Raw genomic sequence first — 13,968 nt, forward strand, 5'->3', positions numbered from 1 at the left:
CGGCGATTATCCATAGGGCGATCATGGTCAATTTGACTTGGATCAATCATTCTCAAGAATCCGTGCGCCTTCGCGCTCCAGGTCGTCAAACTGCCCGCGAAAGATTGCCCAGCCCAGGGCGGCGATGACCAGCAGCGCCAGCACCACGGACAGCGGCACCAGCAAATAAAGAATGTCCATCAGCGCTCCTCCAGACCAGTCGCGGGCTCGCGGTTGAGCCGCAAGGCATTGGCCACCACCAGCAGCGAACTGGCCGCCATGCCCAGGCCCGCGGCCCAGGCCGGCATGTAGCCCAGCACCGCCAGCGGCAGCGCCGCCAGGTTGTACGACAGCGCCCAGGCCAGGTTCTGGCGCACCACGCGCATGGTGCGCAGCGCCTGGCCGCGCGCCCAGGCGATGGACATGAGGCGGGCGTCGAGCACCACGAAGTCCGAGCGCGCCTGCGCCAGCGGCACCGCGCGCCCGAAGGCAAAAGACACATGGGCAGCGGCGAGCACCGGCCCGTCGTTCAGGCCATCGCCCACCATGGCGCTGCGCTGCCCCTGCTGCTGCAGGTCCTGCAGCGCGCGCAGCTTGCCGTCCGGAGTGCAGCCGCCCGTGGCCAGCGCGATGCCGGCGGCCGCGGCCATGCGCTGCACCGGTGCATCGCGGTCGCCCGAGAGCAGGCGAATCTCAAGATTTTGTGCATGCAAGGCGCCCACCGCCGCCTTGGCGTCGGGGCGCAGCGCTTCTTCGAAGCGAAAGCTCGCCAGCCAGCCGTTCTCGTCGGCAAGATGGCACACCGGCCCGCGGGGCGGATCGGCGGCGTTCAGCGCCAGCGCGCAAAACGAGGCCGAACCCAGCCGGCAGGCCAGCACCCGCCCGTCGCCATCCGTGACCAGCCCGCTTACGCCCTGACCGGCCACTTCGCGCGCCTCCTGGGCCGCTGCGGCCCCGCCCTCGGTGCCGGCTGCCGCGACCAGCGCGCGCGAGACCGGGTGCAGGCTGCAACGCGCCAGTTGCACCGCCAGCGCCAGGGCCTGCTCGCGGCCAAGGCCGGCGCGCGTATCCACGCCGGCCAGAGCGAAGGCATCGCTCGTCAGCGTGCCGGTCTTGTCGAACACCAGGGTATCGATCTGCGCCAGCGCTTCGATGGCCTGCAGCCGGCGCACCAGGACCCCGCGCCGCGCCAGCGCGGCGGCGCTCGCCAACATGGCCGCAGGCGTTGCCAGCGACAGCGCGCAAGGGCAGGTCACGACCAGCACCGCCACCGCCACCATCAGCGCGCGCGCCGGGTCCTGCGGCCACCACCACGCGCCGGCAAGCGCGGCGATCAAGAGCACCGCCAGCAGAAACGGCCGCGCGATGCGATCGGCCAGGCGCGCGAGATCGGGCTTGTCGCTCGCGGCCTGCTCCATCAGGCCGACGATCTGCGCGTAGCGCGTCTGCGCGCCCACGGCGCTAGCACGCATCTGCACCGCTGCGCTCAGGTTGTGGCTGCCGGCAATCACCGCCTCGCCCGGGCCGCGGGCCAGTGCGCGCGACTCCCCGGTGAGCAGCGCTTCATCGACGCGGGTGTCGCCGTGCACGATCTGGCCGTCGGCCGGAAATGCCGTGCCGGGCAAGACGCGCAGCAAATCGCCCGGGCGCACGCGCCGTGCGGCCACGCGCTGCCATTGGCCGTCCGGCTGCAGGCGCTCCACGGTCTCCGGCAGGCGGTGCATCAGCGCTTCAAGCGCGCCCGCGGAGCGGTCGCGCAGGCGCAGCTCCAGCCAGCGACCCGCCAGCAGGAAGAAGACGAACATGGTCAGCGAATCGAAATAGACCTGATGGCCAAAGGCCCCCTCCGGCTCGAAGGTGCCCAGGCTGCTGACTGCGAAGGTGATCAGCACGCCCAGGGCCACCGGCACGTCCATGCCTATGCGCCGCGCGCGCAGATCCCGCCAGGCGGAGCCGAAAAAGGGCCGGCAGGAAAACAGCATCACCGGCAGCGCCAACACCCATTGCGCCCAGCGCAGCAGCTGCTCGATGTCGGGCGTGATGGCGCCGGGCGCGATGTAGGCGGGCCACGCATACATCATCACCTGCATCATCGAGACGCCGGCCACACCCAGGCGCCAGAGCATGCGCCGGCTTTCAGCCTGGCGCCGCCGCCCGGACTGCAGATCGGTGACAGGCAGCGCCCGGTAGCCGCTGCCCGCCAGCGCCTGCATCCAGCGCGAGGGGCGCGTGGCCCGCTCGTCCCACAGCACGCGCCCGCGCTGGCCGGCAGCGCTCACCTCGGCACGCAGCACGCCGGGTACCGCGCCCAGGAGCTGCTCCAGCGTGACCGCGCATGCCGCGCAGTGCATGCCTTCGAAGGCGACGATCGATTCCCACTGCCCGGGTCCACCCGCGCCTGGCGTGCTGAAGGCCTGCCATTCGTCGCGCTCGTCGAGCACGCCGAGCTCGGGCGCGGCCGCAGCCGCCGAGCGCTGCTCCGGCATGGGCCAAACGGTGGAATTCAAGGCATCTGCTCCCTGCATCGCGGCAGTGCGGGAAAGGGGCTCTGGGGTGTGGGGGCTGCGCGGGCGCCGGGCGCCGGCAGAAATGCGCGCAGCAGTCTAACCGCGGCAGGCCGCTGCGGCGATCGAGGTCTGAGCGCTTCTTGCGCCAGATCAAGGGCGGGCCACCGCGCAGCGCAGGGGCCCCCTCCTAGAATCGCCCGATGCAGACTTCTCTTGCGCTCACCGGGCTGTTCATGGGCCTGGTTGGCAGTCCCCACTGCATTGCCATGTGCGGCGCAGCCTGCGCCGGCATAGGTCAGGCAGGCGCGCCGCGGGTGCAGCAGTCGATCGCGGTGTTCCAGCTCGGCCGGCTGCTGGGCTACGCCGCGCTGGGCGCGCTTGCCGCGGCCTCGATGCAGGGGCTGGGCTGGCTCACGCTGCACTCTGCCGCGCTGCGCCCCGTGTGGAGCCTGATCCACGTGGCCGCGGCCGTGCTCGGGCTGGCGCTGCTCGTGCTCGGCCGCCAGCCGGTGTGGCTGGACAGCGGCGCGCAGCGTTTGTGGCTGCGCGTGCGCCGGGCCACGCGCGCCGTCGGCCTGGGCGCGCCCCTGGGTCTGGGTGCGGCCTGGGCGCTGCTGCCCTGCGGGCTGTTGTACTCGGCCGTGCTGGTTGCGGCGCTGGCAGGCAACCCCGCCGGCGGCGCCGCGGTCATGGCGCTGTTTGCCCTGGGCTCGGGCCTGGCCTTGTGGCTCGGCCCCTGGGCGTTGCTGCGTCTGGGCCGCAAGGGCATGGGCAGCACGGGCATGCGTCTGGCGGGCCTGGCGCTGCTGGCTTCCGCCGCCTGGGCGCTGTGGATGGGCCTGGCCCATGACCGGGCGCCCTGGTGCGTGGTTACCTGAAGCCAAGCCGCGCGAGCGGCCTGCGGTCACAATCGGCCGCATGAAGATCGCCACCTGGAACATCAATTCACTGACCGTGCGCCTGCCTCAGGTGCTGGTCTGGCTGGAGGCCAACCCGGTCGACGTGCTGGCGCTGCAGGAGCTCAAGCTCAGCGACGACAAGTTTCCGCACGACGCGTTTGAGCTGGCGGGCTACCACAGCAGCTGCTTCGGCCAGAAGACCTACAACGGTGTGGCCCTGATCGCGCGCGCGCCGCTGCGCGAAGTGGTGCGCAACATTCCGGGCTTCGAGGACGAGCAGGCACGCGCGATCGCCGCCACGCTGGACGCGCCCGGCGGTCGGCTGCGCATCATCAACGGGTATTTCGTCAACGGCCAGGCACCGGGCAGCGACAAGTTCGCCTACAAGATGCGCTGGCTGGCAGCGCTGCAGCAATGGGTAAGAGAGGAGCTGGCGCACCACCCGCGCCTGGTGCTGCTCGGCGACTTCAACATCGTGCCGCAAGACGACGACACCTGGGACCCGGTCGGGCTTGCCGGCACCATCTTGCACACGCCCGAGGAGCGCGCGCACTTCCAGGCGCTGCTGGCGCTGGGGCTGAGCGACAGCTTCCGGCTCTTCGAGCAGGCGCCGCAGACCTTTTCCTGGTGGGACTACCGCATGCTCGGTTTCCAGAAGAATCGCGGCATGCGCATAGACCACATCCTCGTGAGCGAGGCGCTCAAGGGCCAGGCGCGCGCCTGCGAAGTGGACCGCTCGCCGCGCAAGAACCGCCAACCCAGCGACCACGCGCCCGTGGTGCTGACTCTCGATGCCTGAGCCCGCGATGCATCCACTACCTACGCTTGCCGACCTGGGCACACGCCAGGACGCGCGCCTGCATGTGCTCATGGTATGCATGGGCAACATCTGCCGCAGCCCCACGGCCGAAGGCGTGCTGCGCCGGATGGCGCGTGAGGCGGGGCTTGCGCACAGCCTGCAGGTCGACTCCGCCGGCACGCACGACTACCACATCGGCGCCGCGCCGGACGCGCGCGCCTGCCGGCATGCGGGTGCGCGCGGCTACGACTTGTCGAGCCTGCGCGCACGCCAGCTGGTGCGCGAAGATTTCCAGCGCTTTGACCTGGTGCTGGTGATGGACGCCGCCAACGAGGCAGCGGCTCGGGCGCTGTGCCCGCCACAGTTTGCGTCGCGGATTGCGCGGCTGACCGACTTCTGCAGCACGCCGGCGTGCGCCGAGGTGCCCGACCCCTACTACGGCGGGGACGAAGGTTTCGAGCGGGTGCTGGACCTGGTGGAGGACGCGTGCCGCGGCCTGCTGAGGCAACTGCAGGCCCGGGGCCTGAGCTGAACGCGCTGCTGCGCCGCCCCCTTTATTTGATGCGCTCGAGCTCGCGGCGTATGCCGTCCACGTCGGCCTGGGCGCGGTCCAGGTTGGCCTTGAGCTCGGTGGTGCGCTCCTGGTAGGCCTGGGTATTGCGCATCTCCAGGGCGCTCTTTTGCGGAAAGCCGTTGTTGTATTCCTTGGTCAGCTCGGCCAGTTTGGCCTCGGCCTTGCGCAATTCGTCCTGCAGGATGGCCTGGCGGTCGGAATCGCGCGCCTTCTGGTCGGCCGCGCTCACCTTGGGCGCCGAAGCTGGCGAGGCGGCGGCCGGCGTGGCGGGCCGGCTGCTTTGCAGCACCGTGACGTTGCCGCCCTCCACCAGCTTGCAACCGCGCTCCTTGGCCTGGCTCGCGTTGTTGGTGTATTCGTTGCCGCAGCGGTAGATGCGGTCCTGCGCGCCCGCAGGCTGCCACACCAGTGCAAGCGCCAGGGCGGACAGGACAAACAGGGAATTTTTCATGCGTAACCTTGACTCAGCGGTGCTCGGGCGTCGGGATCGGCAAGTATGGACCATATGCCGAGGGCGCCTGCAGCCAGACGTCACAAAGCGTAATACATGTCGAATTCGGCCGGGTGCGGGGTCATACGCAGGCGCCGTACCTCGGCATGCTTGAGCTCGATGTAGGCGTCGAGCATGCCGTCGGAAAACACCCCGCCGCGCGTGAGAAAGCCTCGGTCTGCGTCGAGCGCGCCCAGCGCTTCTTCCAGACTCGCGCAGACCGTGGGCACCAGCGAATCTTCTTCAGGCGGCAGATGGTAGAGGTCCTTGGTCGCGGCTTCGCCCGGGTGGATCTGGTTTTCCACCCCGTCAAGCCCGGCCATCATCAGCGCGGCAAAGCCGAGGTAGGGGTTCATCAGCGGGTCGGGGAAGCGCGCCTCCACCCGCCGACCGCGCGGGTTGGCCACGTAGGGAATGCGGATCGAGGCCGAGCGGTTCCTGGCGCTGTAGGCGAGCTTGACCGGCGCCTCGAAGCCCGGCACCAGGCGCTTGTAGCTGTTGGTACCCGGGTTGGTGATGGCGTTGAGCGCGCGGGCGTGCTTGATCAGGCCGCCGATGTAGTGCAGCGCGAAATCCGACAGACCGGCGTAGCCGTCGCCCGCGAACAGGTTCTTGCCGTCCTTCCAGATCGACTGGTGCACGTGCATGCCGCTGCCGTTGTCGCCGGCGTAGGGCTTGGGCATGAAGGTGACGGTCTTGCCATAGGAATCGGCCACGTTCCAGATCACGTACTTCATGAGCTGGGTCCAGTCGGCGCGCTGCACCAGCGTGGAAAAGCGCGTGCCGATCTCGTTTTGCCCCGCGCCGCCCACTTCGTGGTGGAACACCTCCACCGGGATGCCGAGCGATTCGAGCACGCTGGACATCTGCGCGCGGATATCCTGGGCGCTGTCGACCGGCGGCACCGGCTGGTAGCCGCCCTTGGTCGCGGGGCGGTGGCCGCGGTTGCTGCCCTCCATGGGCGCACCGGTGTTCCACGGCGCTTCGTATTCGTCGATCTCGAAGAACACCTTGCCCGGTTCGGTGGCCCAGCGCACGCTGTCGAACATGAAGAATTCGGGTTCGGGCCCGAAGTAGGCGGTGTCGCCCAGGCCCGAGGCCTTCAGATAGGCCTCGGCGCGCTTGGCGATGGAGCGCGGGTCGCGGTCGTAGGCCTTGCCGTCGCCCGGCTCGACCACGTCGCACTGCAGGATGAGCGTGGTCTGCTCGAAGAACGGGTCGATGTTGGCCGTCTGCGGATCGGGCATGAGCTGCATGTCCGAGGCCTCTATGCCCTTCCAGCCCGGCATGGACGAGCCGTCGAAGGCATGGCCGCTGGCGAACTTGTCCTCGTCGAAATGGGAGACGGGAATGGTGACGTGGTGCTCCTTGCCGCGGGTGTCGGTAAAGCGCAGATCGACGAAACGCACTTCTCTTTCTTGCACCATCCGCATCACGTCGGCGACGGTCTTGGCCATCAGGCAACTCCTGGAGTGTCAAAGCCGCACGCCCGGAAAATGGCGTGGGCGAAAGCATGGAATTCTAAGGTGCCGCGCTTCAGCCGCGGCGCTCGATCTGTGGCCCGAGCGCAATGGCCTGGGCCTGCAGGCCGGCCAGCAGCGCCTGCCAGGCAGCGGGCACGCGGGCGGCTTCGCCCTTGACGCCCAGCTCGATGTGCGCGCCATACACCGGATGGTCGACGCTGGGCAGGCTGAACACCCGCACGCCCGGGTGTTCGGCTTCGATGCGCTGCATCAGCGGCGTGAGCGCGGCTTCGCTGGCGCCGTGCAACACCACCGAATGCTCGGCCTGGGGGCTGCGGTGAAACCAGCGGGCGCAGCTGGTTTCAAGCACCCATTCGATCATCGGCCAGGCCATGACGGGAAAGCCCGGCACGAAGTGCACCACCGCCCCGCCCGCGCCGGTGCAGGAAAAGCCGGCGATCTTGTTGTAGGGGTTGGGAATGAGGCGCGCGCCCTGGGGCAGCACGCCCATCTGCAGGCGCTGCAGGTTGTCGGCACGGGCCGCATCAAAGGCCGCGCCTTGCGCGCGCGCCACGTCCTGCATGCGTTCGGTGATCAAGGCCTGCGCCTCGCGGTGCGCCACCAGCGGCACGCCCAGCGCCTGCGCGGCGCACTGGCGGGTGTGGTCGTCGGGCGTGGCACCTATGCCGCCGCAGCAGAACACCACCTCGCTGCCGGCGAAGCTGCGCGCCAACAGTTCGGTGATGCGCCGCGGCTCATCGCCCACCACCTGCGCCCAGGACAGCGCCAGCCCGCGCTCGCCCAGCATGCGGACCACGGCCGGCAGGTGCTTGTCGGTGCGCTTGCCCGAGAGGATCTCGTCACCGACGATGATGAGGCCAAAGTCCGGGCTCATGGCTGCTGCGCCGGCGCAATCGGCCGCGCTGCCACGTCCACGACCGGCCCGCCCAGCACGGCCCCCGCCGGCACGGGCGGCTGCAGGCTGCGCAGGCGCTGGAGGGCTTGCAGGCAGTAGTGGGTGAACCACAGCGACGAGAAGGCGAACACCAGCGTGTAGATCCAGATGGCCACGGGAATCAGCACGAAGAAGGCCGCCGCAAACACCACGCCCGAGGCCCAGACCACCGCCGGCGCCGCGCCCAGCAGACCGCAGAGCACGCCGATGACCAGCAGACTCGCGCGCTGGCGCGCAAAGATGGTCTTGCGCTCTTCGCTGCTGGCATGCTCGGCCAGCGCGTCGAACGCCATCACCCGGTAGGTGAGCCAGCCCCAGATCAGCGGCGGCAGGATCAGCACCAGCGGCGGAATCAGCCACAGCGGCACGGACAGCACCAGCACCGCCAGCGCCACGATGGTCGAGGACGCCGACCACCAGATGCTCGCGAGCACGCCCGCGCCATGGCGGCGCTGCATCTGCGCAAAACGCCGCTTGGCCACGAGATCGACGATGGCCGGCACCATCAGCGCGGACACTGCCAGCACGCAGACGAAGACCACCACCGGCAGCGTCAGCAGCAGCACCAGCAGGGGCGCGAGCACCGCCGGCACGTCGCTCACGCCCACGTGGGCAAGCCAGCCCCAGACCGTGCCCAGCCAGGCCGTGCCGTCCAGCAGTGCCTGCATCCAGGCGACCGCCGCCGCCCAGAAGAAATAGCCACCCGCCGCCGTGACGACGCCGATCAGCACCAGCGGCAGCAGCGACAGCGCGATCACGCGCGGCATCAGGCAATAGCCGGCCGCGCGCCAGAAGGAATCGATCAAGGGCGACATGGTGCCCGCAAGCATAGCGCCGTGCTGGCCTTATTGCCGCAACGCGCTGCGCAGTTGCGCGCCGACCTCGGGCCGGCCGGCAAAGGGGTCGGGCGGCTTGCGCGCCTCGACGATGGCCTGCATGCGCGCGGCCACGCCGGCGAGCGCCTGCGGGTGGCTGTAGACGTAGAAATCGTCTTGCGCAACCGCCTCGAACACCCTGGCCGCGACCTCGGCGGCCGAGACCTTGCCGTGCGCGACCGCCTTGTCCAGCATGGCCTGGCCCACGCGCTGGCTCGGGGTTTGCGCGTCGCCCTGCAGGCCTGCGGGCCGGTTGCGCTCGCTGTGGCCTATGCCGGTGGCCACGAAGTAGGGGCAGAGCACGCTGGCGCCCACCTGGGTGGTGACCAGCTGCAAGTCCTGGTACAGCGTCTCGCTCAGCGCGACGACCGCGTGCTTGCTGGTGTTGTACACACCCATGTTGGGCATGCTCACCAAACCGGCCATGCTGGCGGTATTGACGATGTGGCCGCGCCAGTGCGGGTCGGCACGCGCCGCCGCCAGCATCATTGGCGTGAACAGCCGCAGCCCGTGGATCACGCCCCAGAGATTCACGCCGAGCACCCATTGCCAATCGGCTTCGCCGCTCTCCCAGATCAGGCCGGCGGCGCCCACTCCGGCGTTGTTGAACACCAGGTGCGGCGCGCCAAAGCGCTCGTGCACCGCCTCGGCCAGGGCCTGCATATGCTCGCCACTGGATACGTCCACGCGGCGCGCGAGCAGGGGTAGGCCCAGCGGCTCGAGCTCGGCGACCGCCAGGTCCAGCGCGTCCTGCTGCACATCCACCAGCACCAGCTGCATGCCGCGGCGCGCGGCAATCCGCGCACATTCCAGGCCGAAACCCGAACCCGCCCCGGTGAGGACGGCCGTCTTGCCCGCAAAATCCTCGATCATGGGCTCTCCCCTCAGACGAGCTTGACCAGCTGCTTGCCCACGTTCTTGCCCTGCAGCAAGCCAAGAAAGGCCTCGGGCGCGCTCGCCAGGCCCTGGGCCACGGTCTCGCGCGGGCGCAACCTGCCGGCCACGACCAGACCGGCCAGCTCCTGCAGCGCCTGGGGCCAGAACTGCATGTGTTCGCTGACGATGAAGCCCTGCACGCGCATGCGGTTGATCAAGAGCAGCGCGGGGTTGAGCAGCGGCAGCGGCTGGCCGTCGTAGCCCGCGATCATTCCGCACAGCGCAACGCGGGCAAACGCATTGGCGCGCAGCAGCACGGCGTCGAGCAGATAGCCGCCCACGTTCTCGAAGTGGCCGTCGATGCCATGGGGACACGCCGCCTTGAGCGCCTGCGACATCGCCTTGAGGTCGCCGTGCGCGCGATGGTCTATGCAGGCATCAAAACCCAGCTCATCGACCGCATAGGCACACTTGAGCGGCCCGCCCGCAATGCCGACGACGCGGCAGCCCCGCGCCTTGGCCAGCGCCGCAAACGCGCTGCCCACAGCGCCCGTGGCGGCGCTCACGGTGAGCGTCTGGCCGGGCTGGGGTTCGATGATCTGCGTGAGTCCATACCACGCCGTCACGCCCGGCATGCCCACGGCGCCGAGGTAATACGACAGCGGCACCTGGCTTGCGTCCACCTTGCGCAGCAGGCCCGGCGCGCCGCCATCGACCACCGAATACTCCTGCCAGCCGCCCATGCCGACCACCTTGTCGCCCACGGCGTACTGGGGGTGGCGGCTTTCGATCACCTCGCCCACGGTGCCGCCCATCATGACTTCGCCCAGGGGCTGGCTGGCGGCGTAGCTCTTGCTGTCGTTCATGCGCCCGCGCATGTAGGGATCCAGGCTCAGGTAGTGGTGGCGCACCAGCACCTGCCCCTCGGCCAGAGGCGGCGTGTCGCTCGTCACCAGCCGGAAGTTGTCCACGGTGGCCGCGCCCTGGGGGCGCTGCTCGAGCACGATCTGCTGGTTGCGGGGCATGGGATACACTCCTTTTGCTATGTTTTAGAGAGCTGCTCGCGCTTGTCCAGCAAGCGTTTGAGGCATATTTCTCTTGAATTTACGAAGCTGGCGCGCCCGCCCCGCCCGCCAGGCTGCGAAGGTATTTGAACGTGCCCGTGGCATGGCAGCAGGCTTGCCCCTCGGCGTTGTACACCGTGGCTTGCACAAAGGCCAGGCTGCGCGTGCGGTGCAGCAGCTTGCCACGCCCTGCCAGCCGGCCGGTGGCGGGGCGCAGGAAACTGGTTTTCATCTCCACCGTCACCATGCCCATGCCGCTTTGCAGGCCCTCGCTGCGCGCCGCCATCGCCATGGTCACGTCCAGCAGCGTCATCAAGGCGCCGCCATGGGTGATGCGCCATGAATTGAGGTGTTCAGGCCGCGCCTCATAGTGCAGCTCAGACTCCCCGCCGCCCAGCTGCACCAGGGTGATGCCCAGCGACTTGACGAAGGGGATGTCGATATCGAAACCCCGGCTCGCAGCCATGGCCATCAGCCGGCGACGATGGCGCTCACGCCGCCATCGACGGCCATCCACTGACCGGTGATGTGCTTGCCCGCATCGCTTGCGTACAGCAAGGTCAGGCCCTTGAGGTCTTCGTCGTCGCCCAGCCGGCCCAGCGGCGCGCCGGCCTTCATCCTGTCTTCGCCCATGGTGTCAATCAGCACGCTGGCCATCCTGGTGCGAAAGAAACCCGGACAGATTGCATTCACGCGGATGCCGTAGCGTCCCCACTCCGCGGCCAGCGCGCGCGTGAAGTTGAGCACCGCGCCCTTGGAGGTGTTGTAGGCAATCGTCTTCATTGCCAGCGGATTGCCGCCCAGCGCCGCAATCGAGGCCACGTTGATGATGCTGCCCCGGCCGCGCGCAATCATGCTGGCCTTGGCCAGCGCCTGCGCCAGCAGAAAGTAGCCGCGCACGTTCAGGTTCATCACCTTGTCCCAGGCCGCGAGCGGATGGTCCTCGGCCGGCGCTCCCCAACTGGCGCCGGCGTTGTTCACCAGGATGTCCACCGCGCCCATGCGCTGCAGCGTCTCGCTCGCCAGACGCTGGATGTCGGCCTCCTGCGCGCAGTCGGCCGCCGTCCAGCGCGCGTCGATGCCGGCGGCCTGCAGCTCGGCGGCGGCCTGGTCCAGCTCTTCGGCCTTGCGACTTGCCAGCATGATGCGCGCGCCCGCCTCGCCCAGCGCATGGGCCATCTGCAGGCCCAGGCCGCGCGAGCCGCCGGTCACCAGCGCGCTGCGGCCAGAAAGATCAAAAAGCTGCTGCACGCTGCGTGCCGTCATGGATCGCCTCCTCGAGTTGCGCGGGCCGGGCCCGCTCAGCCGATTGTGGTGTGCAAGCGTGTCGCCTGCTGTCGCCTGCGCGCGCAGCCAAGGCGCTATATTTGCCCGGTTTCATGCCAGCAATCGCCATGCCCCTTCCTCCCGGCCATGCACCCATAGGCGTCTTCGACAGCGGCATAGGCGGTCTGAGCGTGCTGCGCGCACTGCGCGAGGAATTGCCGCAGGAGCGCTTTGTCTACCTGGCCGACAGCGCGCACGCCCCTTATGGCGAGAAGGGCGAGCGCTTCGTGCGCCAGCGCAGCCTGGCAATAACGCGGCACCTGGTGCGTGAGCACGCGATCGCACTGCTGGTCGTAGCCTGCAACACCGCAACCGCCGCGGCGGTGAATGCGCTGCGCGAGAGCTTTCCGCAGTTGCCCATCGTGGGCGTCGAGCCTGCGCTCAAGCCCGCCGCGCTGTGCAGCCGCACCGGGCACGTGGGCGTGCTCGCCACGCGCGGCACGGTGCAGAGCAGCCGCTTTGCCGAACTGCTGGCGCGCCAGGGCGAACGCACGCGCTTTTCGGTTCAGGCCTGCGACGGACTTGCGCAGGCCATAGAGCAAGCCACGCTGCCGACGGGCGACCCCGGGCAAGTGCTGGAAAAAACCAGAGCGCTCTGCGCCCGCTACATCAGCGCTTTGGGCAGTTTTGGCACCAAACCCGGCGAGATGGACACCCTGGTGCTCGGCTGCACGCACTACGTCTTCGTGCAGCCGCTGCTGCAGCAACTGGCGGGGCCCGAGGTGATGCTGGTTGAAACCGGCGCGGCCGTGGCGCGCCAGGCAAGGCGCAAACTGCAGCAGCACGGGCTGCTGGCCGAGGGCTTGCATGGCGGGCGGGGCGAGCCGGTGCGCCTGCTCACCACCGGCTCTCTTGCCGCGCTGCAGGCAGCGGCGGCGCGCTGGCTGGCCTTGCCGCCCGAAGTCTGTTCGGTCGCTGCCCTGGCCGATGAGGCTGCCGAGCCCGCCGAGCGCCCCTCAGTGCAGGTGACGCGGGCGGCGGTTGCTGCCGCCGCGCCCGCCGCCGGTGCCGCGCGGGCGGCGGCTCAGGTCAAGTGAGCTGACCAGCGCGTCGAAGCGCTCGGTGAACAGCTTGTCGATCTCGGCGACCACGCCCGAGAGCTCGGCGGCGTCGAAGTGCCGCTCCATCACGTTGATCACGTCCTGCACCAGCATGTCGCGCTGCACCTGCATGATGGCCGCGGGCGTCGGCCCGACGAAGAGCATCAGGAAGTCGTCGCGCGATTCGCTCTCGTCCTCGGCCTCTTCGGCTTCGTCTTCGTCGAATTCGGTGTCGTAGAAAGTCACCTCGATCGCCGCGCCCTGGTCGGCGATTTCGTTGAGGCTCATGCACATTTCATCGAGCGACTGGCGAAAATCTTCGTCGCCGCGCACTGTCCAGCACATCTGCAGCAGGCGCTCCTTGGGCTCGAACTGGATGCCCGGCTCTTCCTCGTAGGCGCTGACCGAGCCGTCGGCCAGAGAGCGGGCGCCGGCGTACTTCCACAAGGGCTTGAGCGCGTCTTGCAACTGCGCGAAATCCACCCCGAGGCGCAACTGAACCTGGCCGTGGACGTGGATTTCAAAGGGAGCGTTGTAATCTGACATAAAACCTTCTTTGGTGCCCCGAGCCGGGGTCGAACCGGCACGCCCCTTTTCAGGAAGGCAGCGGATTTTAAGTCCGCAGTGTCTACCAATTTCACCATCGGGGCAGAACTGCGACGCCCAAGGTCTCGCCAAGGCTAACGCACAAGGGCCGCCAGGGCAAACCGCACGTTTGCCCAAGCGCAGCGCCAAAGGCGCCGCCGGGACAACGGGCTGGACTGCTGGAGCGGGAAACGAGTCTCGAACTCGCGACCTCAACCTTGGCAAGGTTGCGCTCTACCAACTGAGCTATTCCCGCGTGGGTGCCATGCGCAGGACGCGACGGCACGGACATTTTCTGGAGGCGCGGCCCGGAGTCGAACCGGGCTAGACGGATTTGCAATCCGGTGCATAACCGCTTTGCTACCGCGCCGCACTCTGTTTCAGAAAAAAGGGGAAGCTTTTGCCTCCCCTCTTTTCAGGATTCTGGAGCGGGAAACGAGTCTCGAACTCGCGACCTCAACCTTGGCAAGGTTGCGCTCTACCAACTGAGCTATTCCCGCATCGAGCAAAGCCTGCGCTTCACAAGGAAGCCGAGA

15 protein-coding genes and 4 tRNA genes are annotated in these 13,968 nt (G+C 68.7%); 4 read left to right on the forward strand and 15 right to left on the reverse strand.

The annotated features are described in order from the left end of the window. Nucleotides 1-42: 42 nt before the first annotated feature. Complete coding sequence (gene ccoS / locus KUD94_RS06505) at nt 43-180, reverse strand: cbb3-type cytochrome oxidase assembly protein CcoS (RefSeq protein ID WP_146913479.1); 138 nt, start codon at nt 178-180, stop codon at nt 43-45. After that, nucleotides 180-2,465 carry a cation-translocating P-type ATPase gene (locus KUD94_RS06510; protein WP_255569179.1) on the reverse strand — a complete coding sequence of 762 codons (2,286 nt, stop codon included), beginning with the start codon at nt 2,463-2,465 and terminating at the stop codon, nt 180-182. Before KUD94_RS06510 ends, ccoS begins: the two co-directional genes overlap by 1 nt. Before the next feature lie 221 nt (nt 2,466-2,686). Here KUD94_RS06510 and KUD94_RS06515 point away from each other — a divergent pair, with 221 nt between their 5' ends. The 3 genes from KUD94_RS06515 to KUD94_RS06525 all read left to right on the forward strand — a co-directional run bounded on the left by KUD94_RS06515 (nt 2,687) and on the right by KUD94_RS06525 (nt 4,716). Beyond that, nucleotides 2,687-3,364 (forward strand): sulfite exporter TauE/SafE family protein, encoded by a 678-nt coding sequence (locus tag KUD94_RS06515; protein ID WP_218238976.1) that lies wholly within the window; start codon nt 2,687-2,689, stop codon nt 3,362-3,364. A gap of 40 nt (nt 3,365-3,404) precedes the next feature. Continuing rightward, on the forward strand, nt 3,405-4,184 hold the full coding sequence (locus KUD94_RS06520; protein ID WP_218238977.1) for an exodeoxyribonuclease III: 780 nt from the start codon (nt 3,405-3,407) through the stop codon (nt 4,182-4,184). 70 nt (nt 4,185-4,254) lie between these two features. Next, complete coding sequence (locus KUD94_RS06525; RefSeq protein WP_218239210.1) at nt 4,255-4,716, forward strand: low molecular weight protein-tyrosine-phosphatase; 462 nt, start codon at nt 4,255-4,257, stop codon at nt 4,714-4,716. A 22-nt stretch (nt 4,717-4,738) separates the two neighbouring features. Here KUD94_RS06525 and KUD94_RS06530 read toward each other — a convergent pair whose 3' ends face one another. From KUD94_RS06530 to KUD94_RS06565, 8 genes are all read right to left on the reverse strand, one after another. Then, nucleotides 4,739-5,209, reverse strand: coding sequence for a hypothetical protein (locus tag KUD94_RS06530; protein WP_218238978.1), 471 nt, complete (start codon nt 5,207-5,209; stop codon nt 4,739-4,741). Between the two features lie 80 nt (nt 5,210-5,289). Beyond that, the gene (gene glnA / locus KUD94_RS06535; RefSeq protein WP_218238979.1) at nt 5,290-6,705 is read right to left on the reverse strand and encodes a type I glutamate--ammonia ligase; all 1,416 of its coding nucleotides are present in this window, start codon (nt 6,703-6,705) and stop codon (nt 5,290-5,292) included. Nucleotides 6,706-6,784: 79 nt separating this feature from the next. Then, on the reverse strand, nt 6,785-7,606 hold the full coding sequence (locus KUD94_RS06540) for a molybdopterin-binding protein (protein ID WP_218238980.1): 822 nt from the start codon (nt 7,604-7,606) through the stop codon (nt 6,785-6,787). Beyond that, nucleotides 7,603-8,481, reverse strand: coding sequence for an EI24 domain-containing protein (locus tag KUD94_RS06545; protein ID WP_370625896.1), 879 nt, complete (start codon nt 8,479-8,481; stop codon nt 7,603-7,605). Before KUD94_RS06545 ends, KUD94_RS06540 begins: the two co-directional genes overlap by 4 nt. A gap of 30 nt (nt 8,482-8,511) precedes the next feature. Continuing rightward, entirely contained in the window at nt 8,512-9,414 is a 903-nt protein-coding gene (locus tag KUD94_RS06550; RefSeq protein WP_218238982.1) for an SDR family oxidoreductase, read from the reverse strand. Nucleotides 9,415-9,425: 11 nt separating this feature from the next. Further along, a complete protein-coding gene (locus tag KUD94_RS06555; protein ID WP_218238983.1) occupies nt 9,426-10,442 on the reverse strand; it encodes an NADP-dependent oxidoreductase in 1,017 nt (338 codons plus the stop codon). A 79-nt stretch (nt 10,443-10,521) separates the two neighbouring features. Continuing rightward, the gene (locus KUD94_RS06560) at nt 10,522-10,947 is read right to left on the reverse strand and encodes a PaaI family thioesterase (RefSeq protein WP_218238984.1); all 426 of its coding nucleotides are present in this window, start codon (nt 10,945-10,947) and stop codon (nt 10,522-10,524) included. Between the two features lie 5 nt (nt 10,948-10,952). Beyond that, a complete protein-coding gene (locus KUD94_RS06565; RefSeq protein WP_218238985.1) occupies nt 10,953-11,747 on the reverse strand; it encodes an SDR family oxidoreductase in 795 nt (264 codons plus the stop codon). Between the two features lie 128 nt (nt 11,748-11,875). Here KUD94_RS06565 and murI point away from each other — a divergent pair, with 128 nt between their 5' ends. Further along, entirely contained in the window at nt 11,876-12,844 is a 969-nt protein-coding gene (gene murI / locus KUD94_RS06570) for a glutamate racemase (protein WP_218238986.1), read from the forward strand. Here the strand turns inward: murI and KUD94_RS06575 are convergent. The 5 genes from KUD94_RS06575 to KUD94_RS06595 form a co-directional block, all read right to left on the reverse strand. After that, a complete protein-coding gene (locus KUD94_RS06575; protein ID WP_218238987.1) occupies nt 12,764-13,393 on the reverse strand; it encodes a DUF6806 family protein in 630 nt (209 codons plus the stop codon). The genes murI and KUD94_RS06575 overlap by 81 nt on opposite strands. An 11-nt stretch (nt 13,394-13,404) precedes the next feature. Further along, nucleotides 13,405-13,497, reverse strand: a tRNA-Leu gene (locus KUD94_RS06580). A gap of 115 nt (nt 13,498-13,612) precedes the next feature. Continuing rightward, nucleotides 13,613-13,688: transfer RNA gene (locus tag KUD94_RS06585), tRNA-Gly, on the reverse strand. Between the two features lie 40 nt (nt 13,689-13,728). Then, a tRNA-Cys gene (locus KUD94_RS06590) sits at nt 13,729-13,802 on the reverse strand. A 54-nt stretch (nt 13,803-13,856) separates the two neighbouring features. Continuing rightward, nucleotides 13,857-13,932 (reverse strand) — tRNA-Gly (locus KUD94_RS06595). Nucleotides 13,933-13,968 lie beyond the last annotated feature (36 nt).

Origin of the sequence: Comamonas sp. NLF-1-9 (genome assembly GCF_019195435.1) — a bacterium.
In the GTDB taxonomy this organism is placed as follows: domain Bacteria; phylum Pseudomonadota; class Gammaproteobacteria; order Burkholderiales; family Burkholderiaceae_C; genus Comamonas_C.

Excerpts from the sequence above, each read along its gene's own strand:
- ccoS (WP_146913479.1), bottom strand. The coding sequence starts at position 180 with ATGGACATTCTTTATTTGCTGGTGCCGCTGTCCGTGGTGCTGGCGCTG.
- KUD94_RS06510 (WP_255569179.1), bottom strand. The coding sequence starts at position 2,465 with ATGCCGGAGCAGCGCTCGGCGGCTGCGGCCGCGCCCGAGCTCGGCGTG.
- KUD94_RS06515 (WP_218238976.1), top strand. The coding sequence starts at position 2,687 with ATGCAGACTTCTCTTGCGCTCACCGGGCTGTTCATGGGCCTGGTTGGC.
- KUD94_RS06520 (WP_218238977.1), top strand. The coding sequence starts at position 3,405 with ATGAAGATCGCCACCTGGAACATCAATTCACTGACCGTGCGCCTGCCT.
- KUD94_RS06525 (WP_218239210.1), top strand. The coding sequence starts at position 4,255 with ATGGTATGCATGGGCAACATCTGCCGCAGCCCCACGGCCGAAGGCGTG.
- KUD94_RS06530 (WP_218238978.1), bottom strand. The coding sequence starts at position 5,209 with ATGAAAAATTCCCTGTTTGTCCTGTCCGCCCTGGCGCTTGCACTGGTG.
- glnA (WP_218238979.1), bottom strand. The coding sequence starts at position 6,705 with ATGGCCAAGACCGTCGCCGACGTGATGCGGATGGTGCAAGAAAGAGAA.
- KUD94_RS06540 (WP_218238980.1), bottom strand. The coding sequence starts at position 7,606 with ATGAGCCCGGACTTTGGCCTCATCATCGTCGGTGACGAGATCCTCTCG.
- KUD94_RS06545 (WP_370625896.1), bottom strand. The coding sequence starts at position 8,481 with ATGTCGCCCTTGATCGATTCCTTCTGGCGCGCGGCCGGCTATTGCCTG.
- KUD94_RS06550 (WP_218238982.1), bottom strand. The coding sequence starts at position 9,414 with ATGATCGAGGATTTTGCGGGCAAGACGGCCGTCCTCACCGGGGCGGGT.
- KUD94_RS06555 (WP_218238983.1), bottom strand. The coding sequence starts at position 10,442 with ATGCCCCGCAACCAGCAGATCGTGCTCGAGCAGCGCCCCCAGGGCGCG.
- KUD94_RS06560 (WP_218238984.1), bottom strand. The coding sequence starts at position 10,947 with ATGGCTGCGAGCCGGGGTTTCGATATCGACATCCCCTTCGTCAAGTCG.
- KUD94_RS06565 (WP_218238985.1), bottom strand. The coding sequence starts at position 11,747 with ATGACGGCACGCAGCGTGCAGCAGCTTTTTGATCTTTCTGGCCGCAGC.
- murI (WP_218238986.1), top strand. The coding sequence starts at position 11,876 with ATGCCCCTTCCTCCCGGCCATGCACCCATAGGCGTCTTCGACAGCGGC.
- KUD94_RS06575 (WP_218238987.1), bottom strand. The coding sequence starts at position 13,393 with ATGTCAGATTACAACGCTCCCTTTGAAATCCACGTCCACGGCCAGGTT.